At 68.0% G+C, this 21,360-nt stretch carries 20 protein-coding genes; 12 read left to right on the top strand and 8 right to left on the bottom strand.

Annotation, left to right across the window (positions count from 1 at the left end):
- Positions 1–39: 39 nt before the first annotated feature.
- Together recG and AC0KXH_RS00725 are read right to left on the bottom strand one after the other, a co-directional pair.
- On the bottom strand, positions 40–2,112 hold the full coding sequence (gene recG, locus AC0KXH_RS00730; protein ID WP_488223972.1) for an ATP-dependent DNA helicase RecG: 2,073 nt from the start codon (positions 2,110–2,112) through the stop codon (positions 40–42).
- A 4-nt stretch (positions 2,113–2,116) separates the two neighbouring features.
- Positions 2,117–3,037 carry a hydrogen peroxide-inducible genes activator gene (locus AC0KXH_RS00725; protein ID WP_041109117.1) on the bottom strand — a complete coding sequence of 307 codons (921 nt, stop codon included), beginning with the start codon at positions 3,035–3,037 and terminating at the stop codon, positions 2,117–2,119.
- Positions 3,038–3,196: 159 nt separating this feature from the next.
- Here AC0KXH_RS00725 and AC0KXH_RS00720 point away from each other — a divergent pair, with 159 nt between their 5' ends.
- From AC0KXH_RS00720 to AC0KXH_RS00700, 5 genes are all read left to right on the top strand, one after another.
- Positions 3,197–4,057, top strand: a complete 861-nt coding sequence (locus AC0KXH_RS00720; protein WP_041109119.1) for an NAD-dependent epimerase/dehydratase family protein — start codon at positions 3,197–3,199, stop codon at positions 4,055–4,057.
- Positions 4,050–4,853, top strand: coding sequence for an AraC family transcriptional regulator (locus AC0KXH_RS00715; protein ID WP_488223971.1), 804 nt, complete (start codon positions 4,050–4,052; stop codon positions 4,851–4,853). Before AC0KXH_RS00720 ends, AC0KXH_RS00715 begins: the two co-directional genes overlap by 8 nt.
- A gap of 59 nt (positions 4,854–4,912) precedes the next feature.
- Positions 4,913–5,536 carry a LysE family translocator gene (locus AC0KXH_RS00710; RefSeq protein WP_488224631.1) on the top strand — a complete coding sequence of 208 codons (624 nt, stop codon included), beginning with the start codon at positions 4,913–4,915 and terminating at the stop codon, positions 5,534–5,536.
- Positions 5,537–5,705: 169 nt separating this feature from the next.
- Positions 5,706–6,878, top strand: coding sequence for a zinc-dependent alcohol dehydrogenase (locus AC0KXH_RS00705; RefSeq protein WP_041109123.1), 1,173 nt, complete (start codon positions 5,706–5,708; stop codon positions 6,876–6,878).
- A gap of 58 nt (positions 6,879–6,936) precedes the next feature.
- Complete coding sequence (locus tag AC0KXH_RS00700) at positions 6,937–7,455, top strand: hypothetical protein (RefSeq protein WP_061338250.1); 519 nt, start codon at positions 6,937–6,939, stop codon at positions 7,453–7,455.
- 415 nt (positions 7,456–7,870) lie between these two features.
- On the opposite strand, the gene AC0KXH_RS00695 is transcribed toward AC0KXH_RS00700, so the two are convergent.
- The 3 genes from AC0KXH_RS00695 to AC0KXH_RS00685 form a co-directional block, all read right to left on the bottom strand.
- Positions 7,871–8,593: a ferritin-like domain-containing protein gene (locus AC0KXH_RS00695; RefSeq protein ID WP_041109126.1), complete on the bottom strand. Its 723-nt coding sequence runs from the start codon at positions 8,591–8,593 to the stop codon at positions 7,871–7,873.
- A 14-nt stretch (positions 8,594–8,607) separates the two neighbouring features.
- A complete protein-coding gene (locus tag AC0KXH_RS00690; protein ID WP_488223970.1) occupies positions 8,608–9,777 on the bottom strand; it encodes a hypothetical protein in 1,170 nt (389 codons plus the stop codon).
- Between the two features lie 183 nt (positions 9,778–9,960).
- Positions 9,961–11,034, bottom strand: a complete 1,074-nt coding sequence (locus AC0KXH_RS00685) for an aminopeptidase (protein WP_488223969.1) — start codon at positions 11,032–11,034, stop codon at positions 9,961–9,963.
- 115 nt (positions 11,035–11,149) lie between these two features.
- Here AC0KXH_RS00685 and AC0KXH_RS00680 point away from each other — a divergent pair, with 115 nt between their 5' ends.
- The 3 genes from AC0KXH_RS00680 (at position 11,150) to AC0KXH_RS00670 (ending at position 13,130) form a co-directional block, all read left to right on the top strand.
- Positions 11,150–11,569: a PA0061/PA0062 family lipoprotein gene (locus tag AC0KXH_RS00680; RefSeq protein ID WP_404717956.1), complete on the top strand. Its 420-nt coding sequence runs from the start codon at positions 11,150–11,152 to the stop codon at positions 11,567–11,569.
- A 71-nt stretch (positions 11,570–11,640) separates the two neighbouring features.
- Complete coding sequence (locus AC0KXH_RS00675) at positions 11,641–12,066, top strand: PA0061/PA0062 family lipoprotein (protein WP_041109274.1); 426 nt, start codon at positions 11,641–11,643, stop codon at positions 12,064–12,066.
- Positions 12,067–12,134: 68 nt separating this feature from the next.
- Positions 12,135–13,130: an LLM class flavin-dependent oxidoreductase gene (locus tag AC0KXH_RS00670; RefSeq protein ID WP_200290214.1), complete on the top strand. Its 996-nt coding sequence runs from the start codon at positions 12,135–12,137 to the stop codon at positions 13,128–13,130.
- 3 nt (positions 13,131–13,133) lie between these two features.
- On the opposite strand, the gene AC0KXH_RS00665 is transcribed toward AC0KXH_RS00670, so the two are convergent.
- Together AC0KXH_RS00665 and AC0KXH_RS00660 are read right to left on the bottom strand one after the other, a co-directional pair.
- Positions 13,134–13,670, bottom strand: a complete 537-nt coding sequence (locus AC0KXH_RS00665; RefSeq protein ID WP_061338253.1) for a gamma carbonic anhydrase family protein — start codon at positions 13,668–13,670, stop codon at positions 13,134–13,136.
- Between the two features lie 53 nt (positions 13,671–13,723).
- On the bottom strand, positions 13,724–14,542 hold the full coding sequence (locus AC0KXH_RS00660) for an AraC family transcriptional regulator (RefSeq protein WP_488223968.1): 819 nt from the start codon (positions 14,540–14,542) through the stop codon (positions 13,724–13,726).
- Positions 14,543–14,623: 81 nt separating this feature from the next.
- Between AC0KXH_RS00660 and AC0KXH_RS00655 the strand changes: the two genes are divergently transcribed.
- The 3 genes from AC0KXH_RS00655 (at position 14,624) to AC0KXH_RS00645 (ending at position 18,007) form a co-directional block, all read left to right on the top strand.
- Positions 14,624–15,616, top strand: a complete 993-nt coding sequence (locus AC0KXH_RS00655) for a bile acid:sodium symporter family protein (RefSeq protein ID WP_061338254.1) — start codon at positions 14,624–14,626, stop codon at positions 15,614–15,616.
- 64 nt (positions 15,617–15,680) lie between these two features.
- Positions 15,681–17,732, top strand: a complete 2,052-nt coding sequence (gene prlC, locus AC0KXH_RS00650; protein ID WP_488223967.1) for an oligopeptidase A — start codon at positions 15,681–15,683, stop codon at positions 17,730–17,732.
- The gene (locus AC0KXH_RS00645; RefSeq protein WP_102847933.1) at positions 17,732–18,007 is read left to right on the top strand and encodes a YheV family putative zinc ribbon protein; all 276 of its coding nucleotides are present in this window, start codon (positions 17,732–17,734) and stop codon (positions 18,005–18,007) included. Before prlC ends, AC0KXH_RS00645 begins: the two co-directional genes overlap by 1 nt.
- Positions 18,008–18,471: 464 nt before the next feature.
- Here AC0KXH_RS00645 and AC0KXH_RS00640 read toward each other — a convergent pair whose 3' ends face one another.
- Complete coding sequence (locus tag AC0KXH_RS00640; RefSeq protein WP_041109146.1) at positions 18,472–19,542, bottom strand: acyltransferase family protein; 1,071 nt, start codon at positions 19,540–19,542, stop codon at positions 18,472–18,474.
- Between the two features lie 302 nt (positions 19,543–19,844).
- On the opposite strand from AC0KXH_RS00640, the gene AC0KXH_RS00635 reads away from it, so the two are divergent.
- Positions 19,845–20,909 (top strand): PA0069 family radical SAM protein, encoded by a 1,065-nt coding sequence (locus AC0KXH_RS00635; protein ID WP_041109147.1) that lies wholly within the window; start codon positions 19,845–19,847, stop codon positions 20,907–20,909.
- Positions 20,910–21,360 lie beyond the last annotated feature (451 nt).

Genomic DNA, 21,360 nt, shown 5'->3' with positions numbered 1-21,360 from the left:
AAACGCACCTGGCGGAACCTCGTTCCGACGGATGGTTTGTCAGACCTGGCCGTACTCCTGGCCATGACGCAGCCAGCGCTCGAGCAACGGGCTGACATGCTGCGGCCAGCGCGCCAGCAAGGTCTGCGCCGCGTCGCGCACGGCCGGCAGCAGGTCGGCGTCGCGCATCAGGTCGGCGACCTTGAACTGCAACAGACCGGTCTGGCGGGTGCCGAGCATCTCGCCGGGGCCACGCAGCTCCAGGTCCTTTTCGGCGATGATGAAGCCATCGGTGGTCTCGCGCATGATCGCCAGGCGCTCGCGGCCCATCTGCGACAGCGGAGCGTGGTAGAGCAGCACGCAGTGGCTCGCCGCGCTGCCACGCCCGACCCGTCCGCGCAGCTGGTGCAGCTGGGCCAGGCCGAGGCGCTCGGGATTCTCGATGATCATCAGGCTGGCGTTGGGCACGTCGACGCCGACCTCGATCACCGTGGTAGCGACCAGTAGCTGCAGTTCGCCGGCCTTGAACCGCTCCATCACCGCGGCCTTCTCGGCCGGCTTCATGCGGCCGTGGATCAATCCGACGGCCAGCTCGCCGAGCGCGGCCGAGAGTTCCTCGAAGGTGGTCTGCGCGGCCTGGCAGGTGAGCTCCTCGGACTCCTCGATCAACGTGCAGACCCAGTAGGCCTGACGGCCCTCGCGGCAGGCGGCGCGCACCCGCTCGATGACTTCCAGCCGGCGACTGTCGGCGATCACCAGGGTATTGACCGGGGTCCGCCCGGGCGGCAGCTCGTCGAGGATCGAGGTATCGAGATCGGCATAGGCGCTCATCGCCAGGGTGCGAGGAATGGGCGTCGCGGTCATGATCAGCTGGTGCGGGCAGAGCCGGCCGTCGATGCCCTTCTGGCGCAGGGCCAGGCGCTGCTGCACGCCGAAGCGGTGCTGCTCGTCGATGATCACCAGGGCCAGGCGCTTGAAGACCACCTCGTCCTGGAATAGCGCATGGGTGCCGACCACCATTGGGCAGCCGCCGGCGATCTGCTCGAGCGCCGTGGCGCGGGCCTTGCCCTTGAGCTTGCCGGCCAGCCAGGCGACCTCGATGCCGAGCGGCTCGAGCCAGCGGCTGAAGTTGAGAAAGTGCTGCTCGGCGAGGATTTCGGTCGGCGCCATCAACGCCACCTGATAGCCGGCTTCCAGCGCCTGCAACGCAGCCAGCGCGGCGACCACCGTCTTGCCGGCGCCGACGTCGCCCTGCACCAGGCGCAGCATTGGCTCGTCGTGCGCCAGGTCGTAGGCGATCTCGGCGCCGACGCGCTGCTGCGCGCCGGTGGGGGCGAAACCAAGGTTGGCGAGAAAGCGCTGCGGCAAGGCTTTCGCCGGTGGCAGCGCTGGTGCCTGCTGGGCGCGCACCCGCTCGCGCAGGCGCTGCAACGACAGCTGATGGGTCAGCAGCTCCTCGAAGGCCAGCCGGTGCTGCGCCCAGTGACGGCCCTCGGCGAGTTCCTCGAGGTCGGCGTCCGGCGGCGGTCGGTGCAGGTAGCGAATCGCCTCGTCGAGCGCGCCGAGGCGGTGTTCACGCGCCAGCTCGGCCGGCAGCCAGTCAGGCAGGCTGTGCGGGCCGAGTCGCGCCAGCGCCTGCCCGGTGAGCTGGCGCAAACGCTGCTGGGTCAGGCCCTCGGTGGTCGGGTAGATCGGCGTCAGGGTCTGCTCGACCGGCGCCGGATCGTTCGTCAGCGCGCGGTACTCGGGGTGATAGATCTCCAGCCCCGAGGCCCCGGGGCGCGCCTCGCCATAGCAGCGCAGCTGGGTGCCGCGCTTCATGGCTTCCTTCTGCGCGTTGCTGAAGTGATAGAAGCGCAGGCTCAGCGTGCCGCTGCCATCCTGCAGGCGCACCAGCAGGCTGCGCCGGCGGCCCATGACGATGTCGGCGCCGGCGACGATGCCTTCGATCACCGCGTCCTGCCCCGGGCGCAGCGAGCCGATCGGCACCACGCGGGTGCGATCCTGGTAGCGCAGCGGTAGATGGAACAGCAGGTCCTGCAGGGTTTCCAGGCCGACCCGCGCGAGTTTCTCGGCCAGCGCCGCGCCGACACCCTTGAGCGCGGTGACCGGCACCGCCGCCAGTTCGCTCATCGGCTCAGGCGTTGATCACGGGCGGCTTGGCGACCGAGCACAGGCGGATGGAGTCGGCGAGCACCTCGATCGCCTTGGGCCGCGGGAAGCTGGCGCGCCAGGCGATGGCGACGGTGCGGAACGGCGCCGGCGGCGTCATCGGCCGCACCTCCAGCACCCCGGGCGCGTAGTGATGGCTCTCGACCGCCGACAGCGGCAGGATCGACACGCCGAGCCCGGAAGCGACCATGTGGCGGATGGTCTCCAGCGAACTGGATTCGACCGTGGTGTGGCTGGCCGCCTCGCCCTTGCGTGTGGTCGGGCAGGCTTCGAGCACCTGATCGCGGAAGCAGTGGCCCTCGCCGAGCAGCAGCAGGCTCTTGTCGTTGAGCATCTCGGCGTCGATGGTCTTTTTTGCCGTCCACGGATGGTCGGCCGGCATCAGTACGTAGAACGGCTCGTCGTAGAGCGGCTTGGTCAGCACGTCGGCTTCCTGGAACGGCAGCGCGATGATGATCGCGTCGAGCTCGCCGGTACGCAGCTTGTCGCGCAGGATGTGGGTGAAGTTCTCTTCGATGTACAGCGGCATGTCCGGCGCCACGCGGTGCAACTGCGGGATCAGGTGCGGGAACATGTAGGGACCGACGGTGTAGATGGCGCCGACCTTGAGCGGCGCGGCCAGCTGGTTCTTGCCGACCTGCGCCAGCTCGCGGATGCTCTGCGCCTGCTCGAGCACCTTCTGCGCCTGGGTCACGATGCCCTCGCCCACCGGCGTCAGGCGCACGGCACTCTTGGTGCGCTCGAAGATCAGCACGCCGAGCTCGTCCTCGAGCTTCTTCACGCCCACCGACAGTGTCGGCTGGCTGACATGGCAGCGCTCGGCGGCGCGGCCGAAATGCTGTTCCTGGGCAAGGGTGACGATATAGCGCAGTTCGGTCAGGGTCATAGTCAACGTCCATCAGGTTGCCGCCAAGCATAGCCTTTGCTTTGCAGCGAACCAACTGGCACGCCAGCTGCACGGAATCTTCGTGCCATACGAAACCGGCGCGCGGCATTACACTTTCAATCGGGCTCGCAGGTAGCAAGCAACAGGGAGCGTAGGACCATGGGTAAGCGTTGCTCCGTTTTGATCGCCGGCTGCGGCGATCTGGGATGTCGGCTGGGCATGCGCCTGAGCGCGGCGGGCTGGCGGGTCTACGGGCTCAGACGGCAGGCGGCGGATCTGCCGGTGCCGATCCTGCCGATCAAGGGCGACCTCAACAGCGAGGCCTGCCCACGTGCCTGGCCCAACGGCGAGCTGGACTACCTGGTCTACGCCGCCTCGGCCAACCAGCACGACGAGGCCGGCTATCGCCAGGCCTATGTCGACGGCCTGCGCCACGTGCTCGGCTGGCTGGACGCACGCGGCCAGCGGCCGCGGCGGCTGCTGTTCGTTTCCAGCACCGGGGTCTACGGGCAGAGCGCCGGTGAATGGGTCGACGAGGAGTCGGCCACCGAGCCGACCGGCTACACCGGCCAGGTGATGCTCGAGGCCGAACGCCTGGCCCTCGGCGCCGGGCTGCCGGGCACCGTGGTGCGCCTGGCCGGGCTCTACGATCCGGCACGGCCCTGGTTGCAGAACCAGATCCGCGCCGGCCTGCAGGTCGACCGCGAGCCGCCGCAGTACAGCAACCGGCTGCACCGCGACGATGCCGCCGGCCTGCTCGCGCATCTGCTGCTGGCCGATGCCGCCGGCACCGCGCTGGCGCCCTGCTACCTGGGGGTCGACGACGAACCGGCGCCGTTGCACGAGGTGGTCGATTGGCTGCGCGAGCGCATGGGCGTAAGCCATTGGGCCGACCAGCGCATGAGTCGTCGCGCCGGCAGCAAGCGCTGCAGCAACGCGCGGGCACGGGCGCTGGGCTGGCAGCCGAAGTACCCCAGCTACCGCCAGGGCTACGCCTCGGTCGGGCCGCGGCGTGACTGACGGCAACCGCCTGCTGGCTCGCGCCTGGCTGCCGGGCGTCGAGCTGTTTCATGCCGACTTTTCCGGCCAGCCGTTCGGCCGCCACAGCCACGACGCCTTTGCCATCGGCGCCATCGTGCGCGGCGTCGGCGGCTATCGATGCCGTGGCGAACGGCATGCGCTGCCGGCCGGCACGCTGTCGCTGATGAACCCCCAGGAGCCGCATACCGGGCACGCCGAATCCCCACGGCTGATCTATCGCATGCTCTACGTCGAGGAATCGCGCCTGCCCGCACTGCTCGGCCGCAAGCGGCTGCCGCGCGGCTTTCGCCAGCTCAACCCGGCCGATGACGGGCGCGTCGCCGCCGGGCTGGCGGCGCTGGCCGAAGACTTCCTCGGCAACGACGCGCTGGGCCTGGAATCCCGCCTGGTGGCCCTGCTGCAGCTGGTCTTCACCCGCCACGGCGGCCTGCCCGAGCTTGCCGCCGCATGCCGGGACAACCAGGTCGTCGCCGCGCTGCGCGATTACCTGGATGCGCATTACCACGAGTCGATCAGCCTGCAGGCCCTGGCCGCCGAGCTGCAGCGGCACCCTCGCCACCTGATCGAGGCGTTTCGCCGGCAGTACGGCGTGCCGCCGCACACCTGGCAGCTGCAGCGCCGGGTGCGCGAGGCCAAGCGCCGCCTGCTCGACGGCCAGCCGCTGGCTGGGGTGGCGCTGGACCTCGGCTTCTACGACCAGGCTCACTTCAGCGCCACCTTTCGCCGCTTCACCGGCGTCTCGCCAGGTCGCTTCCGCCTGGCCGCACGCACCTGACTTTCCTCCAATACCCGCGCGCCGGCACCGAACAGACTGATCGCTCCTGACCGGAGGTGATCATGTCCCTGTTCCTGCTCGTTGCCGGCACCCACTTCGCGGCGCTGCTCTCGCCCGGGCCGGATTTCTTTCTGTTGATCCGCACGGCCCTGCGCCACGGCCGCCGCCAGGCCGACGGCTGCGCCTGCGGCATCGCCCTGGCCAACCTCGCTTCGATGCTCCTGGTGCTCGGCGCCCTCGCGCTGCTGCCCGAGGCCGGCAGCACATTCACCCGACTGCTGCAGCTGCTGGGCGGCGGCTACTTTCTCTGGCTCGGCGCAACCGCCGTGCTGGCGCGCCGCGAACTGAGCCTGCCGGAGGGCGATGCGCAGGCGAGCGGCCGCGCGCTGGCCGGGCTCCTCCAGGGCCTGCTCGCCAGCAGCCTGAACCCCAAGCTGCCGCTGTTCTACGCCGGGCTCTTCGGTGTGCTGCGCGACGCCGCCACGCCAGCCTGGGGGCTGGCCCTGGCGATGCTGTGGATGGGCGCCGTGGTGCTGCTCTGGGACCTGTCCCTGGTGCGCCTGCTGTACCGGCCGCGCTGGCGCAACGGGCTGCGCCGCCGGGTGCGCACGCTCGACCGGCTCTGCGGCGCGCTTCTCGCGCTGCTCGGTAGCGCCCTGCTGGGCGGCGCGCTCGCGCCCTGATCTCCGTCGGTCAGGGCGGCGGCAACTTCTGCTGGCGGGCGGCGCACTAAAAATCTGACAGGCAAACGCCGCACGGCACGCAGAGGAAGAATCAGCGCCAGCAGCGCACCAGGCGACAGGGAGCGAGACCCGGCGGCAGGTACAGACACCCGACCAGGAGATACCCCCGATGAGAGCGCTCCGCTGGCACGGCAAGCACGACATCCGCTGCGACAACCACGTTCCCGATCCGACCATCGAAGACGCCCGCGACGCCATCATCAAGGTCAGCTCGTGCGCCATTTGCGGCTCCGACCTGCACCTGTACGACGGCTTCATGCCCGGCATGAAGCACGGCGACATCATGGGCCACGAGTTCATGGGCGAGGTGATGGAGGTCGGCAAGGACAACAAGAAACTCAAGGTCGGCGACCGCGTGGTGGTGCCTTTCACCATCGTCTGCGGCGAATGCGACCAATGCCGACGCGGCAATTTCTCGGTGTGCGAGCGCACCAACCGCAACAAGGACATCGCCGACAAGGTCTTCGGCCACACCACGGCCGGGCTCTACGGCTACACCCACCTGACCGGCGGCTACCCGGGCGGCCAGGCTGAATACGTGCGCGTGCCCTATGCCGATGTCGGCCCGGTGGTGGTGCCCGACGGGCTGACCGACGAACAGGTGCTGTTTCTCGGCGACATCCTGCCCACCGGCTGGCAGGCCGCGGCGCAGTGCGACATCCAACCCACCGATACCGTCGCGGTGTGGGGCGCAGGGCCGGTCGGCCAGTTCGCCATCCGCAGCGCCGTGATGATGGGCGCCGAGCAAGTCATCTGCATCGACAACGTGCCCGAGCGGCTGTCGATGGCGCGCGCCGGCGGCGCCATCACCATCAACTTCGACGAGGAGAGCGTCCTCGAGCGCCTCGCCGAACTGACCCGCGGCAAGGGCCCGGAAAAATGCATCGACTCGGTCGGCATGGAGGCGCACGCGGCGCGCTCGATCGACTCGATGTACGACCGCGCCAAGCAGGCGCTGATGATGGAGAGCGACCGCCCGCACGTGCTGCGCGAGATGATCTACGTCTGCCGCCCGGCCGGAATCATTTCGATTCCCGGCGTCTACGGCGGGCTGATCGACAAGATCCCGTTCGGCGCGGCGATGAACAAGGGCCTGACCTTCCGCATGGGCCAAACCCACGTCAACCGCTGGACCGACGACCTCCTCAAGCGCATCCAGGAGGGGCAGATCGATCCGAGTTTCGTCATCACCCACAGCGTCAGCCTCGAGCAGGGTCCGGACATGTACAAGACCTTCCGCGACAAGCATGACGGCTGCATCAAGGTGGTCCTGAAACCCTGACGGCACCGATCCCCGTGGCGGGGGTCGGCCGGGTCTTCCTATCGAGCGAGGAGTCCTTATGAGCATTCCACGACAAGTCACCCGGCCCAACCACTCGGCGCGCTCGCTGGCGCGCGGGCTGGGCTGGTTCAGCATCGGCCTGGGCGTCGTCCAGCTGCTGGCACCGCGGCAGGTGTCGCGCTTCATCGGCATGCCGGGGAGCGAGACGGTGGTGCGCGCCTGCGGCATCCGCGAGATCGCCACCGGGGTTGGCATCCTCCTCAGCGATGACCCGCGGCCGTGGATCTATGGCCGCATTGGCGGCGATGCGCTCGATCTGGCCGGGCTCGGCTGGAGTATCGAGCGCGGTGACCAACCGGCCAGCGCGGCACTCGCCGCCGGCGCCGTGGCCGGCATCACCGCGCTGGACGTCAGCTGCGCCAAGGGCCTGGACGCCGAGCGCGAGCCGACCATCGAATGGGATTACAGCGACCGCAGCGGCTTTCCCGCGCCGCCGGCCGCCATGCGCGGCAAGGCCGAAGCGGAGCTGACCTCGGCGCGTGCCGAGCCGAACGGTTTCCCGCCGGTGCTGCACTAGACGCGAGGGGATGCGTGCATTGGGCGCCTGCGGGCGCCCTTTTTTGTGGCTCGGTGGTTTGCCAGGCCGCGGTGCCCGCTGCATGCAAAATGCACCAGAGGCGGGCCGCTACGCATGCTGGATGCTGGCTTCGCCCAGGCGGATGACTCGCGCTGTCCAGTCGCCGGAGCGCAGGATCGATAGAAGCAGGCTCCGGTTCGCTGCCTCAATCCGGCCCTGCCGCGCAGCCGCCAGGGAGCCCTGCTCCTACCGGATACGCCAAGCGCAGCTCCGGCGCTGCAGCTTGCCGGCGCTAGCTTCCGGCCCCGCCGGGCGCCCGGGCGGACGTTCGCGGGAAACGCGCGCGACTCGAAGCCAACCGCCCGGGCAAATAAAGAAGGCGCCCGCAGGCGCCTCCCAGACGGCTCATCGGGCGTCACTTGGTCTGCATCACCAGATCGCGGCGCATCAGCGTCTTGATCTTCACCACATGATCATCCTCCTGCGTCTTCGCCTTGACGAAGCTATCGGCGATGTTCGGGTGGCCGGCGGCCTGCGCCAGCTCGATCAGCAGTTCCCAGGCGGCATTGTCGGCCAGCTCCACCGTCAGCAACGCGTTGAAGCACTGGTCGACGTTGGTCCGCGGATCGGTCAGCACGTTGACGATGCCCAGCGCCATGGCCCCGACGACATCGGCGCAGGGCGTCTGCGCGGTCGGGTCGGCGCCCAGTGATTCGATCGCCTGGTGCACCAGCATCATGTGCTCGTGCTCTTCGTCGCGGATATGCGTGAGGGTGTCGATCAGCCCTGCGTCCGGCGTATGCAGCGCCTTGGCCTTGGCGATCATCGCCTCGTACAGGCGCACGCCGTTGCGCTCGTAGGCCAGGCGCTCGCCGAGCTTGTCGAGGAACACTTCCGGGCTCTTGCCCTTCATCATGTCGAAGCCGGTCTTGAGCATGCCCTTGGCCGAGCCGGGTACCGGCACCGAGCCGATGCGCCCGGCCTCGGCGCTGCGCTCGGCGCGCTCCATGAGCATGCCGGTCTCGTCGCCGGGTACATCCGGGTGGATCTCGTTGACCGCTTCGAGCAGGCGCTTGGTGTCCTTCGGGGACATCTGCACGCCGGTGAAATTGGTACCTACTTTTGCTGCAGTTGCCATGTCGATCTCCTCGCTCAGGAAGCCTTGGGCATCAGTTCGCCACCGGGCGCCCACTGGTAACCCGCCGAGACGATGTCCGCGGCGATACCCTGCGAATTGAGCTGGTTGCGGTAATCGAGCGAGGACTGCGGCTCCTTGCTCTTGTCGACGTATTCGATGCCGTAGCTGCGCAGGTTGACCTCGGCAGCCAGGACCTTGCGCACGAAGTCGCGCTGGCTCTTGAACTCGACCATCTTCGGCAGCGGGCCGGCGAGGACCTCCGCCGGGTCGCGGCCTTCAAGCTTCTTGAACCACTCGCAGGCGACGTTGAGGTGGCCCAGCTCGTAGTCGAGGAAGCGCTCCCAGATCGCCTTGATCCGCGGGTTGGTCTCCTGCTCGGCGCAGCTGGCGTACATGTAGACCTCCATCGCCTCGTGGACCAGCCACTTCTCGATATGGCTCTCGCTGGGGTCCGACAGCGAACCGTACTGGGTCACGTGCTGCTCCTCGACCGAGGCGATCTCGGCATACAGCTGGCGCGCCAGCGGGTCGGCGAACAGCGGGCCGATGTTCTGGTAGTAGTCGTGGGTCTGGTATTCGGCACCGGTGATCAGCGCCGCGTGGATCTTGGTGATCAGCGCCGCGCTGTTCTTTTCGTAGTTGTCCCGGATGTCGTTCTCCGGGTGCCGGTGATGCTCGGAGGTGGGCCGGCCAGGCACGATGTCGGTATAGCCCTGCAGGATGTTGTTGGCATCCTTGCCCTCCAGGCGATCGAGCATCGCCGCGTAGCGGTACAGGTGGTCGAAATCCTCGAGCAGCCCGTAGCGATAGGTCTGTGCCTGGTAGGGGTCGGGCTCGTTCTGCGCCACCGCGGCAGTGACCTCGATGGCGACCTGCTCGTAGGCCACGGTGGTTTCCAGCGGCGAGTGATCGGCGCCGATCAGCCAGTTGACCATGGTCGCCTGGTGTTGCTCGACGCGGCGGATCTCGGCCAGTGGCAGGCGCAGCTCCTTGTTGAAGCGGGCGATGCCGTGCTTGAGACGCAGCGCGTCGGTTTCCACGCCGTTCATGAGGATGATGCGCACCCGGGTGAAGGCGTCGTCATCGAGTTTGCTGATGGGCTGCCCGGCCATTTCCTTCCATGTGAATTTCTGCTTCTCCAGGGGCGTGCCTTTGTTGTCGAGAATTCCGGAAATGGTCTCCATGGAGCCTCCGTTGTCGGATTCGGGTCGTCAGGCTGGTGAGCGCCGCGGCAATGGCGGCCTGCAAGAGGTGACCGGCCGGGCGCGCGGACAATTCCCCGTTGACCGACGAACGTTCGTACCGTCTGGCGGACATGCGCCGCGGTTTTCCCCGAAGATCGATGCAAATCCGCGTCGGAGGCGGATTCAGCGCTGCGCTTGCGCTTCGGCGAGGCGCGCCAGGCGCCGGTTGCGTTCAGCGGCCGGCAGCCGGGCGAGTTCGGCCGCCGCCCGGTGGAAGGCCGCCCAGTCACCGTCGCGTTGCCGATACAGCGCGGCAAACGCCGGCACCCAGCCGTCGTAGAGCCCGAACGGCACCAGGCTGGCGTTGTTCAGCGGCTGCTCGAAGAAGCGGTCGAAGCGCCGGTCACCGCCCCAATGCTGGTCGCGCAAGGCCCGGTAATCGCGCCGCAGGCGGCTGAACTCGGCCTGCTTCAAGGCCGCGAGTTCCGCCTCTGGCAGGTTGCGCGCGTACCCTTCACGCAGCCGTTCGCGGGTCGCCAGCAGCAGCTGTACCAGCTCGCGGTAGCGCGCCTGGCGGCGGGCGTCAGGCGCGAGGAGGCCGCGGCTGCGCTGCCACTGGCGCAGCCCCTCGCGCTCGACAAAGCTGGCGTACGACTCGTTGAATGCGGTATCGCCCGGCACGTAGACCTGCTGATGAGCCAGCTCATGGAAGATCAGCCCGGCCAGCTGCTCGTCGTCGCGGCGGAGCATGGCGCTGAGCAGCGGATCATCGAACCAGCCGAGCGTGGAGTAGGCGTCGACGCCGGCGACCTGCACGTCCTTGCCCTCGAGCCGCAACCGGGCCGCCGCGGCACGCGCCGCCGCCTCACGGTAATAGCCGCGATAGGCCACGCAGCCGGCGACGGGAAAGCAGTGCTGCAGCGGTTCCACCGAGTAGCGCTCGGTGGCGAACAGGTTCCACACCACGAACGGCCGGCCGATCTCGGCATAGCTGCGATAGCTGCCGTTGTCCGGCAATTGCAGCACCGCGCTGGCGAAATCGCGCGCTTGCTGGGTCTGCGCCAGGCGCCGGCGCAGCGTGGGGCTGCGCGTCTCGTCGGCGAGCACCGCGGCGACCGGCTCGCGCTGACGCAGCAACGCGAGGTGGCCCTGGGCCAGTTGCGTGTAGTAGCTGCAGCCGCTCAGACAGACGGCAAGCAATACGGGAACCCAGAGCCGGCGGCGGAGGTCGATGGGGGCGGCGTTGGGCTTTGTCATCGGGCAGCCTTTGGCGGGAGGCGCAGCGTCGGCAGGTGCGGTCCGCGCACCCTACAAAGACGCCGCGGCGAAATCCACACCGCAGCATTCCTGCAAGCCGCTCCTGGAGCCCTCGATGCGTATCGTCCTCACCTTCGTCGCCCTCTCGCTGCTCGGCGGCTGTTCGCTCTGGATGCCTCGCCACGACCCCAGCCAGGCCTGGATCGAGCTGGACCCGGCAGCCGACATGCAGGCGCTGGCAGTCGACGGCCGTGAACTGGACGACGGCCGCTACTTCCAGATCAGCCCCGGCAGCCACACCCTCGATGTGCGCTACCGCTTCGAGGTCAGCGGCGCCGACGTCGGTCGCGGCAGCCCGCCGCTCGAACGCGACTGCCGGGTGCGCGTGCAATACGACCGCTTCGCCGCGGGCAGCCGTTACCGCCTGGCCGGGGGCGCCTATGGTTTTCGGCCGACGGTCAAGCTGCAGGACGTACACCGCTACGAGTTGACCCGCGCCGAGGAACAGGGCTGCGGCAACTTCGCCGAGCGTTGAAAAAGCCCCGCCACTGGCCCAGGCTTGGATGACTTCCGGCGCGCTGCGCCGTGCTCGTCAGGGTCATCGCCATGCGTTCGCCACTCGCCACTCTTGCCGCCTGCACCGTCCTTTCGCTGACCGGCTGCGCCGGCCCGCTGCCACAACCCGATCCGGGCATGGCCTGGGTCGACCTGCAGGGCCAGGTCACCGATATCTTCATGTCCGACCGGCTGGACGGTAAGCGCACGCCCGACGGTCGCTATTTCCAGGTGCCGCCGGGTGCGCATGAACTCGAGGCACGCTACGACTTCGAAGTCACAGGAGGCGGTGGCGGCTGGGGCCTGGACAGCGACATGCAGACCATTCGCTGCACCCTGTGGGTACGCTACGAGCACTTCGAGGCTGGCCAGCGCTACCGGCTGCAGGCGCGCTCGCTGGGTTTCACCCCGCAGGGCTGGCTGTACGACGCGACCGGCAAGGTGCTCGCCGAAGCCGATTTCCGCCACTGCCACTAGCCCCGGCCCGCATTTTAACGGGCGGTGCGGCGCCCGTTGGCGCGCATCGCCCCTGTGAGAGGTAGAGGATGTCCCGCATCAAGAACACCGCCTTTTCCGCACTCGACCTGGCCCCCATACGCGACGACGGCACGCCGGCCCAGGCGCTGCACAACGCCCTGGCACTGGCCCGGCACGTCGAACAGCTGGGTTTTACCCGCTTCTGGGTCGCCGAGCACCACAACATGGACGGCATCGCCAGTGCGGCGACCGCCGTGCTGCTCGGCTACCTGGCCGCGCATACCCAGCGCATCCGCCTCGGCGCCGGCGGCGTGATGCTGCCCAACCACGCGCCGCTGGTGATCGCCGAGCAGTTCGGCACGCTCGAGGCGCTCTATCCCGGGCGGATCGATCTGGGCCTGGGCCGCGCCCCGGGGGCCGATCAGTTCACCGCGCGGGCACTGCGGCGGGATCGCCTCGGCGGCCCGGACGACTTCCCCGCCGACGTCGAGGAACTGCAGGCGCTGCTGGGCCCGCGCCAGCCGAACCAGCGGGTGATCGCCATGCCCGGCGTCGATAGCCACGTGCCGATCTGGCTGCTCGGCTCGAGCCTGTTCAGCGCCCAGCTGGCGGCCGCCAAGGGCCTGCCCTATGCCTTCGCCTCGCATTTCGCACCGCGCTACATGCACCAGGCGGTGCGCCTGTACCGCGATAATTTCCAGCCCTCGGCGGTGCTCGACAAACCCTACGTGATGCTCGGCGTACCGCTGATCGCCGCCGACAGCGACGAGCGCGCCGAGTACCTGGCCACAAGCGTCTACCAGCGCATCCTCGCGCTGATCCGCGGGCAGAGCCTGGTGCTGCGCCCGCCGGTGGAGAGCATGCAGGGGCTGTGGCTGCCGCACGAGCAGCAGGCAGTGGGCGACTTCCTCGGCCTGGCGCTGATCGGCGGAGCGGAAAAGGTCCGCGCGCGCCTGGAGGTGCTGCTCGAGCAGACCGGCGCCGACGAGCTGATATTCACCTGCGACCTCTACGAGACCGCCGACCGCCACCGCGCCTTCGAGATCCTCGCCGAGCTGCGCTGATGCTCAGCCCTGTTCGGCCAGGTGCCCGTCCTTGAGCCTGACGTAGTTGCCGGCGGTGTAGGCGAAGAAGCTGCGCTCCTTGTCGGTCAGCGGGCGCGCCTGCTTCACCGGGCTGCCGACGTAGAGATAGCCGCTCTCCAGGCGCTTGCCTGGCGGCACCAGGCTGCCGGCAGCGATGATCACCTCGTCCTCGACCACGGCGCCGTCCATCACGATCGAGCCCATGCCGACCAGGATGCGGCTGCCCAGCGTGCAGCCGTGCAGGGTGACCTTGTGCCCGACGGTGACCTCGTCGCCGATCGTCAGCGGAAAGCCGTCCGGGTTGTACGGCCCGGCGTGGGTGATGTGCAGCACGCTGCCGTCCTGAATGCTCGAGCGCGCGCCGATACGGATGCGGTGCATGTCGCCGCGGATCACCGTCAGCGGCCAGACCGAGCTGTCTTCGCCGATCTCGACATCACCGAGCACCACGGCAGTAGGGTCGACGAACACCCGCGCGCCGAGCTTCGGGGTGTGCTGCTGGAAACTGCGAATGGACATGGGCGGCTCCGCTGAAAAGGGCCGGACAGCTTCGGCGCTCGCCGCCCGGGGCGTCAACCGCGGCCCTGTTCGCCCCGTCGCGCCAGGCGGAAGAATTCGCCGGGCGTGGCGCCGAACTGCTCGCTGAAGGCGGCGATGAACGCCGACAGCGAGTCGTAGCCGGCGGCCAGCGCCACATCGGTGACCCGCTCGCCGCGCTCGAGCGCCGGCAGCGCACCGAGCAGGCGCAGGCGCTGACGCCAGGCGCGAAAGGTCAGCCCGGTTTCGCGGACGAACAGGCGACTGAGCGTGCGCTCGGACAACCCCAGCCGCGCGCTCCAGTCACCCAGCCCGCGGCGTGAATCGGGGTGACGCTGCAGGTTCTGGCACAGCCGGCGCAGGCGCGCATCGGCCGGCAGCGGCAGCACCAGCGGAACTTCCGGCGCAGCGCCGAGCTGGTCGAGCAGCACCTGCACCAGACGACCGTCGGCGCCGGCCTCGTCGTAGGCCTCCGGCAGCTCGCCAAAGGCACGAATCAGCTCGCGCAACAACGGGCTGACCTGCAGCACGCGGCAGCGCCCCGGCGTCGGCCCGACCGCCGCGACGTCGATGTAGAGGCTGCGAATGCAGGTATTCGGTGCACAAAAAACCTGATGCTCGAGGCCGGCCGGAACCCACACCGCCCGCAGCGGCGGCGCGATGAAGCGGCCCTGCGCGGTACGTACCTCGAGCACCCCCTTGACCGCGTGCGAGAGCTGGATCCACGGGTGGCTGTGGCGATAGCCGAGCGCGGTGTTCGGCGGCGCGTCGAGCTGGCCGTAGACCGGGCGCGGCAGGCGCTCGAGCTTTTTGAGACGGGCCTCGGCGGCCCCTTGCTGTCCGATAGGCGACATTTGTTGGCGGTTTGACGTTAGCTGACCCTGGAACGGCACGCTAACGTCGCCCACTCCTGTTCCGCAAGCGCTGGTATCCGTATGTCCGTTCTTCGCCTGTTGTTCGATCGCTTCACCCTGACGCTGCTGGCAGTGGTCGCAGCCGCCACGTTCCTGCCGGCCCACGGCGATGGCGCCCGCTTCTTCGGCGTGCTCACGGACCTGGCCATCGGCCTGCTGTTTTTCATGCACGGGGCCAAGCTCTCGCGCGAGGCGATCTTTTCCGGCGCCGGCCACTGGCGCCTGCACCTAACGGTGTTCGCCTGCACCTTCGTGCTCTTTCCGCTGCTGGGCCTGGCGCTCAAGCCAGTGCTCACCCCGCTGATCGGCACCGAGCTCTACCTGGGCATGCTCTACCTCTGCGCCCTGCCGGCCACGGTGCAGTCGGCGATTGCCTTTACCTCGCTGGCGCGCGGCAATATTCCCGCGGCGATCTGCAGCGCCGCCGCCTCCAGCCTGCTCGGCATTTTCCTCACGCCGTTGCTGGTGATGCTGCTGATGGGCGTCGAAGGCGAGAGCGGCTCGACGCTCGATGCCATCGGCAAGATCGTCATGCAGCTGCTGGTGCCGTTCGCCGTCGGCCACGTGGCGCGGCCCGTGATCGGCGCCTGGATCACGCGCAACAAGAACTGGCTGAAGAACGTCGACCAGGGCTCGATCCTGCTGGTGGTCTACACCGCCTTCAGCGACGCGGTGGTCAGCGGCCTGTGGAACGTCATCCCGCCGATGCGCCTGATCGCCCTGACGCTGGTCTGCTGCGCGCTGCTGGCGCTGGTCCTGTGGCTGACCAGCTTCATCGCCCGGCGCCTGGGCTTCAACCTCGAAGACCGCATCACCATCGTCTTCGCCGGCTCGAAGAAAAGCCTCGCCACCGGGGTACCGATGGCCCAGGTCCTGTTCACCGGTGCGGCGATCGGCCCGCTGATCCTGCCGCTGATGATCTTCCACCAGATCCAGCTGATGGTCTGCGCGGTGATGGCCCAGCGCTACGCCGAGCGCGACGACAGCGCGCCGATGGCGGCGCCGGCACCCTGACCCCGCGGCACGGTCTCTTGTGCTGTTACCATGCACCGCGTGATTCATTGCAAGAGGCCCGCCCGTGAGCGCCAACAATCCCCTGCTACAGGATTTCGATCTTCCGCCGTACTCCGAGATTCGCCCCGAGCATGTGGAGCCGGCCATCGACAGCATCCTCGGTGACAACCGGGTGGCCATCGAGGAACTGCTCAGCCGCCCCGCCGAGCGCCTCGACTGGCAGACCCTGGTGGTCGGCCTGGACGAGATGAACGCCCGTCTTGGCCGCGCCTGGAGCCCGGTCAGCCACCTCAATGCCGTGTGCAACAGCCCGGAACTGCGCAGCGCCTACGAGGCGTGCCTGCCGAAGCTGTCGGCCTACTACACCGAGCTGGGCCAGAACCGCGCCCTCTTCGAAGCCTACAAGGCGCTCGCCGAAGGGCCCGCCGCGGCCGGCTTCGAGGTCGCGCAGAAGACCATCCTCGAGCATTCGCTGCGCGACTTCCGCCTGTCGGGCATCGACCTGCCGCCGGTCGAGCAGCAGCGCTTCGGGGCGATCCAGATGAAGCTCGCCGAGCTCGGCAGCCGCTTCTCCAACCAGCTGCTCGACGCCACCCAGGCCTGGACCAAGCATCTCACCGACGAGGCCGCGCTGGCCGGCCTACCGGACTCGGCCAAGGGGCAGATGAAACAGGCTGCCGAGGCCAAGGGCCTGGACGGCTGGCTGATCACCCTGGAATTCCCCAGCTACTACGCGGTAATGACCTACGCCGACGACCGCGCCCTGCGCCAGGAGGTCTACACCGCCTACTCGACGCGCGCCTCGGATCAGGGGCCGAACGCCGGGCAGTTCGACAACGGCCCGGTGATGCAAGAGATCCTCGACCTGCGTCAGGAGCTGGCAAAGTTGCTCGGCTACGCCAGCTACGCCGAACTGTCGCTGGCAACGAAAATGGCCGAATCGCCCGAGCAGGTGCTCGGCTTCCTGCGCGACCTGGCGGTACGCAGCAAGCCGTTCGCCGAGAAGGATCTGGCCGAACTGCGCGCCTTTGCCGCCGAGCAGGGCCTGGACGAGCTCAAGAGCTGGGACACCGGCTACTACGCCGAAAAGCTGCGCCAGAGCCGCTACAGCCTGAACCAGGAAGAGCTGCGCGCGTATTTCCCGATCGACAAGGTGCTCGCCGGCCTGTTCGCCGTGGTCCAGCGCCTGTACGGCATCGAGATCGTCGAGCTGGAAGACTTCGACGCCTGGCATCCGGAGGTGCGCCTGTTCGAGATTCGCGAGCACGGCGAGCACGTCGGCCGCTTCTTCTTCGACCTCTATGCCCGGGCCAACAAGCGTGGCGGCGCGTGGATGGACGGCGCGCGCGACAAGCGCCGTGATGCCGAAGGCCGGCTGATCAGCCCGGTCGCCAACCTGGTGTGCAACTTCACCCCGCCGGTGGGCGAGCGTCCGGCGCTGTTGACCCACGACGAGGTCACCACGCTGTTCCACGAGTTCGGCCACGGCCTGCACCACCTGCTGACCCGCGTCGAGCACGCCGGTGCCTCGGGCATCAACGGTGTGGCCTGGGACGCGGTCGAGCTGCCCAGCCAGTTCATGGAGAACTGGTGCTGGGAGCCCGAGGGCCTGGCGCTGATTTCCGGCCACTACCAGACCGGCGAGCCGCTGCCGCAGGAAAAACTCGAGCGCATGCTCGCGGCGAAGAACTTCCAGTCCGGAATGATGATGGTGCGGCAGCTGGAGTTCTCGCTGTTCGATTTCGAACTGCATGCCACCCACGGCGACGGCCGCAGCGTGCTCGAGGTGCTCGAAGCGATCCGCGACGAGGTCTCGGTGCTGCGCCCACCCAGGGAAAACCGCTTTCCCAACAGCTTTGCGCACATCTTCTCCGGCGGTTACGCGGCCGGTTACTACAGCTACAAGTGGGCCGAGGTCCTTTCGTCGGACGCCTTCTCGCGTTTCGAGGAGGAAGGGGTGTTCAATGCCGAGACCGGACGGGCCTTCCGCGAGGCGATTCTCGCCCGTGGCGGCTCCCAGGAGCCGATGGTACTGTTCGTCGATTTCCGAGGCCGCGAGCCGTCCATCGACGCCCTGCTGCGCCACCTCGGGCTGAGTCAGGAGGAGGCCGCATGATGAACCAGGCAACCGAACAACCGACCAAGCGCTTCATCGCCGGCGCCGTGTGCCCGGCGTGCAGCGAGCCGGACAGCGTGAAAATGTGGGACGTCGATGGTGTGCCGCACCGCGAATGCGTGGTCTGCGGCTACGCCGACACGCTCAATGCCCAGGGGCAATCGGTACCCCTGGAACTCGGCACGCGGGTCAACAAGGTCCAGCCCAAGCCGGCCAACCCGCAGGTGCAGTCGGTGCAGTTCTTTCCCAATCCGAAGTTGAAGAAGCCGGAGTGATACGTCTCGGCTGAGACGAAAAGCCCGCCATTTGGCGGGTTTTTCGTTTTCTGCGGGATGAACGAACGAGAGGTGCCACCACTTCGTTCTGGCTGGCCTTGAGGGCGATTGCCGCCTGTGCTGATGCCTCGGGTTTCGGCCCCCGACCGAGTCACGATGGGACTCCCTAGGCGACCCCGTTCTTGGCCGGCCAGGCCGCCCCAAACGCCCCTTTCAGGACGGTGAGAACCGTAGGGTGGAAAACCGCGCAGCGTTTTCCACCTTGTTTGAGGAGAGGTCTCGGCATATGTCTCGAGGTGACGCCGCGCTATCACAGGCCCGGCCGGCAGATTCGGCCGCGGGAGCAAGCCACGGCATCAGGCCGCTCGGTATGTGCCCCGATCCGTGGAAGCAGCCCTAAGCGGGCCAGCAACGCTCAGCCGTCGACAGCAGAAGGCCCGGTGAGCCGTCCTCGCATCACCCAATCAACCCTCAACCTTCGGCGTCGCCCGTCCCGGCTGGGCCGGCGAGGCGAACAGCCGCTTCATCTTCATCGCCGGCGCCTCGATCAGGTGCCACGACAGCGCCGCGAGGATCAGCGTCGGCACGAAGGCGATCAGCGTCAGCCCCAGCACGCCGATCTGCGGCCCGAACAGGTAGACCGTCAGCTGCTGGAACGGGAACGCATAGATATACAGCCCGTAGGACACATCGCCGTACTTGCCGAAGCGCGAGACCCAGGGTAACGGCGCGTAGGCCAGGTAGATCACCAGGTACGGCAGGGCGACGAAGTACACCAGCGGGCCGACGTCCGTGCGGAAGGTGCCGACCAGCGCCACGGTCAGCACGCCGGCGATCCAGCCGCGCCAGGGGATGTCGTCGCGATAGAGGAAGATCGCCGCGCCGCTGTAGTACAGCAGGCCGAGCTTGAAGATATTGCGGATGAAGTACGAGTCGATGCCGAGCCGGCCGACCAGCCAGAAGTGCCCGACCGCGAGCACGGCAATCGGCAGGAAGATCAGCCGGCGTTTGAGGAAGCCGGTCAGCCCCAGGATCATCACGCCGATGTACATCAGCACTTCCAGCGGCAGCGTCCACAGCGAGCCGTTGACCACCGACGGATAGACGTTCTCGGTGAACACGCCCGGCAGTTCGTAGCGCGTGACCAGCAGGATGTTCTGCAGGTAGGTCCAGGTGCCATCGGCGGCCAGGTACTGGGCCACGCTCGCCTGCGATACCAGCGGGCCGATGATGAACGCCGAGAACAGCACCGCGACGATGAGCGCCGGAAAGATCCGCAGCGCACGCTTGACCAGAAAGCTCTTCGGGCTGCTGCTGGCCAGCCAGGACGAGGTGATCAGGTAACCGCTCATGACGAAGAAGATGCCGACGGCAATGGAGCCGCCCTTCTCGTAGCCGGTCAGCAGCGTCAGTGGCTCATCCCCGCGACGCCCCACCAGGGGGTAGCTGTGCGCGAAGAGCACCAGCGCCGCCGCGAAGAAGCGCAGGAAATCGAAATTGTTTTCCCGGGTGTGAAAGGAACGGGTGGTGTGCATGGTCGGCTCCTGAATCCGGACGGCAGTTCGCGAGGCAAGCGCATGAACATCGCTGGGCACTACTGCCGGGTCGGAGCAGGCTCCGGTCCTCCCTGTCTGGTCGCCAGCGCACGCTTCACCGGGCCGGCACAGCAAGCCTCTGGCCGCCCGACCCCGATCAGCCCCTTTGTCCACCTCAACGGCAAAAAGGTTCGCCAGGCCGACGGACGGTCGTCCCCTCTCGTCGCCGATCCAGGCTCGCGGCTGGCCAGGCGGTGCCTCACCCATTACTGTATGCATGAACAGTATCAGACGGAGCGAACATGACCGTTCCCCTCACGCGCATCCGCGGTCGCGGCACTGCGATCAATCCGGACAATCGCTTCGCACCGACGCGCAGCGAGGCCTTCGACGACGGCTGGGAACAGGAGGTCCCACCGACACGGGCGACCGAAGTGCGCCGAGAGACGGCGAAAAGCGTACTCACCCGCAACCAGTCGCCGGACGTCGGCTTCGATCGCTCGGTCAACCCCTACCGCGGCTGCGAACATGGCTGCATTTACTGCTTTGCGCGGCCCAGCCACGCCTACTGGGACCTCTCGCCGGGGATCGATTTCGAAACCCGGCTGATCGCCAAGACCAACCTGGCCGAACGCCTGGAGGCCGAACTGAGCAAGCCGGGCTATGTACCCCAGCCGATCGCCCTGGGCGTCAATACCGATGCCTACCAGCCGCTGGAACGCGAGCAACGGCTGACGCGCCAGGCGCTGGAGGTGCTGCTGCGCTTCCGCCACCCGGTGCACATCATCACCAAGGGCTCGCTGGTGCTGCGCGACCTCGATCTGCTGGTACCGCTGGCCGAGCAACGCCTGGTGAGCGTATCGGTCAGCCTCACCACGCTGGACGACGAACTCAAGCGCATCATGGAGCCGCGCGCCGCAGCGCCGACCGCACGCCTGCGGACCCTGCGCACCCTGCACGAGGCCGGCGTGCCGGTCAGCGTGATGTGCGCGCCGATGATCCCGGTGATCAACGACATGGAGCTCGAGCGCCTGCTCGAGGCGGCACGCGACGCCGGGGCGGGCTCGGCCGGCTACGTGCTGCTGCGCCTGCCACACGAGGTGGCGCCGCTGTTCGAGCAGTGGCTCGGCGAACACTTCCCGCAGCGCGCCGAGCACGTCATGAGCCTGGTGCGCCAGTCGCGCGGCGGCAAGGCCTACGACAGCCGCTTCGGCAGCCGCATGCGCGGCGAAGGCCAGTTCGCCGAGCTGCTCGCCCAGCGCTTCCGCCTGGCCAGCAAGCGCCTGGGCTTCCACCGCCGCGAACAGAACCAGGGTCTCGATTGCAGCCGCTTCGCCCCGCCGGGGCGGCAGATGAACCTGCTCTGAGGCTCCGCCCAACGAGCGCCGCGTGCGGGTGCCATCCGACGCGTGGAAAACGCTGCGCGGTTTTCCACCCTACGCACGGATAACCGTAGGGTGGATAACGCTCCGCTTATCCACCGAAGGCGCTGGCGGATCGAGCCTGTTACATCGGCATGCGCACGCAGGCTTCCCTTCGATGATGCCCGGGAAGATCGCCGGTCCGCGTGCTGGCGCCGGCAGACGCGTGGAAAACGCTGTGCGGTTTTCCACCCTACTCACGGTAACCGTAGGGTGGATAACGCTCTGCTTATCCACCGAAGGCGCTGGCGGGGCGAACTTGGCACATCGGCTTGCGCACGCAGGCTTCCCTCGATGATGCCCGCCGAGATCGCCGGTCCGCGTGCTGGCGTCGGCAGACGCGTGGAAAACGCTGTGCGGTTTTCCACGCTACGCACGGTAACCGTAGGGTGGATAA

This window comes from Stutzerimonas sp. CXK-1 (assembly GCF_057738225.1).
This window is presented reverse-complemented; position numbering and strand designations above follow the sequence as displayed.

What these genes read in the sequence shown, in the direction of transcription:
- recG (WP_488223972.1), bottom strand. Translation starts at nt 2,112, where the DNA reads ATGAGCGAACTGGCGGCGGTGCCGGTCACCGCGCTCAAGGGTGTCGGC.
- AC0KXH_RS00720 (WP_041109119.1), top strand. Translation starts at nt 3,197, where the DNA reads ATGGGTAAGCGTTGCTCCGTTTTGATCGCCGGCTGCGGCGATCTGGGA.
- AC0KXH_RS00680 (WP_404717956.1), top strand. Translation starts at nt 11,150, where the DNA reads ATGCGTATCGTCCTCACCTTCGTCGCCCTCTCGCTGCTCGGCGGCTGT.
- AC0KXH_RS00695 (WP_041109126.1), bottom strand. Translation starts at nt 8,593, where the DNA reads ATGGCAACTGCAGCAAAAGTAGGTACCAATTTCACCGGCGTGCAGATG.
- AC0KXH_RS00655 (WP_061338254.1), top strand. Translation starts at nt 14,624, where the DNA reads ATGTCCGTTCTTCGCCTGTTGTTCGATCGCTTCACCCTGACGCTGCTG.
- AC0KXH_RS00670 (WP_200290214.1), top strand. Translation starts at nt 12,135, where the DNA reads ATGTCCCGCATCAAGAACACCGCCTTTTCCGCACTCGACCTGGCCCCC.
- AC0KXH_RS00645 (WP_102847933.1), top strand. Translation starts at nt 17,732, where the DNA reads ATGAACCAGGCAACCGAACAACCGACCAAGCGCTTCATCGCCGGCGCC.
- AC0KXH_RS00675 (WP_041109274.1), top strand. Translation starts at nt 11,641, where the DNA reads ATGCGTTCGCCACTCGCCACTCTTGCCGCCTGCACCGTCCTTTCGCTG.
- AC0KXH_RS00725 (WP_041109117.1), bottom strand. Translation starts at nt 3,037, where the DNA reads ATGACCCTGACCGAACTGCGCTATATCGTCACCCTTGCCCAGGAACAG.
- AC0KXH_RS00640 (WP_041109146.1), bottom strand. Translation starts at nt 19,542, where the DNA reads ATGCACACCACCCGTTCCTTTCACACCCGGGAAAACAATTTCGATTTC.
- AC0KXH_RS00635 (WP_041109147.1), top strand. Translation starts at nt 19,845, where the DNA reads ATGACCGTTCCCCTCACGCGCATCCGCGGTCGCGGCACTGCGATCAAT.
- AC0KXH_RS00660 (WP_488223968.1), bottom strand. Translation starts at nt 14,542, where the DNA reads ATGTCGCCTATCGGACAGCAAGGGGCCGCCGAGGCCCGTCTCAAAAAG.
- AC0KXH_RS00700 (WP_061338250.1), top strand. Translation starts at nt 6,937, where the DNA reads ATGAGCATTCCACGACAAGTCACCCGGCCCAACCACTCGGCGCGCTCG.
- AC0KXH_RS00685 (WP_488223969.1), bottom strand. Translation starts at nt 11,034, where the DNA reads ATGACAAAGCCCAACGCCGCCCCCATCGACCTCCGCCGCCGGCTCTGG.
- AC0KXH_RS00665 (WP_061338253.1), bottom strand. Translation starts at nt 13,670, where the DNA reads ATGTCCATTCGCAGTTTCCAGCAGCACACCCCGAAGCTCGGCGCGCGG.
- AC0KXH_RS00690 (WP_488223970.1), bottom strand. Translation starts at nt 9,777, where the DNA reads ATGGAGACCATTTCCGGAATTCTCGACAACAAAGGCACGCCCCTGGAG.
- AC0KXH_RS00705 (WP_041109123.1), top strand. Translation starts at nt 5,706, where the DNA reads ATGAGAGCGCTCCGCTGGCACGGCAAGCACGACATCCGCTGCGACAAC.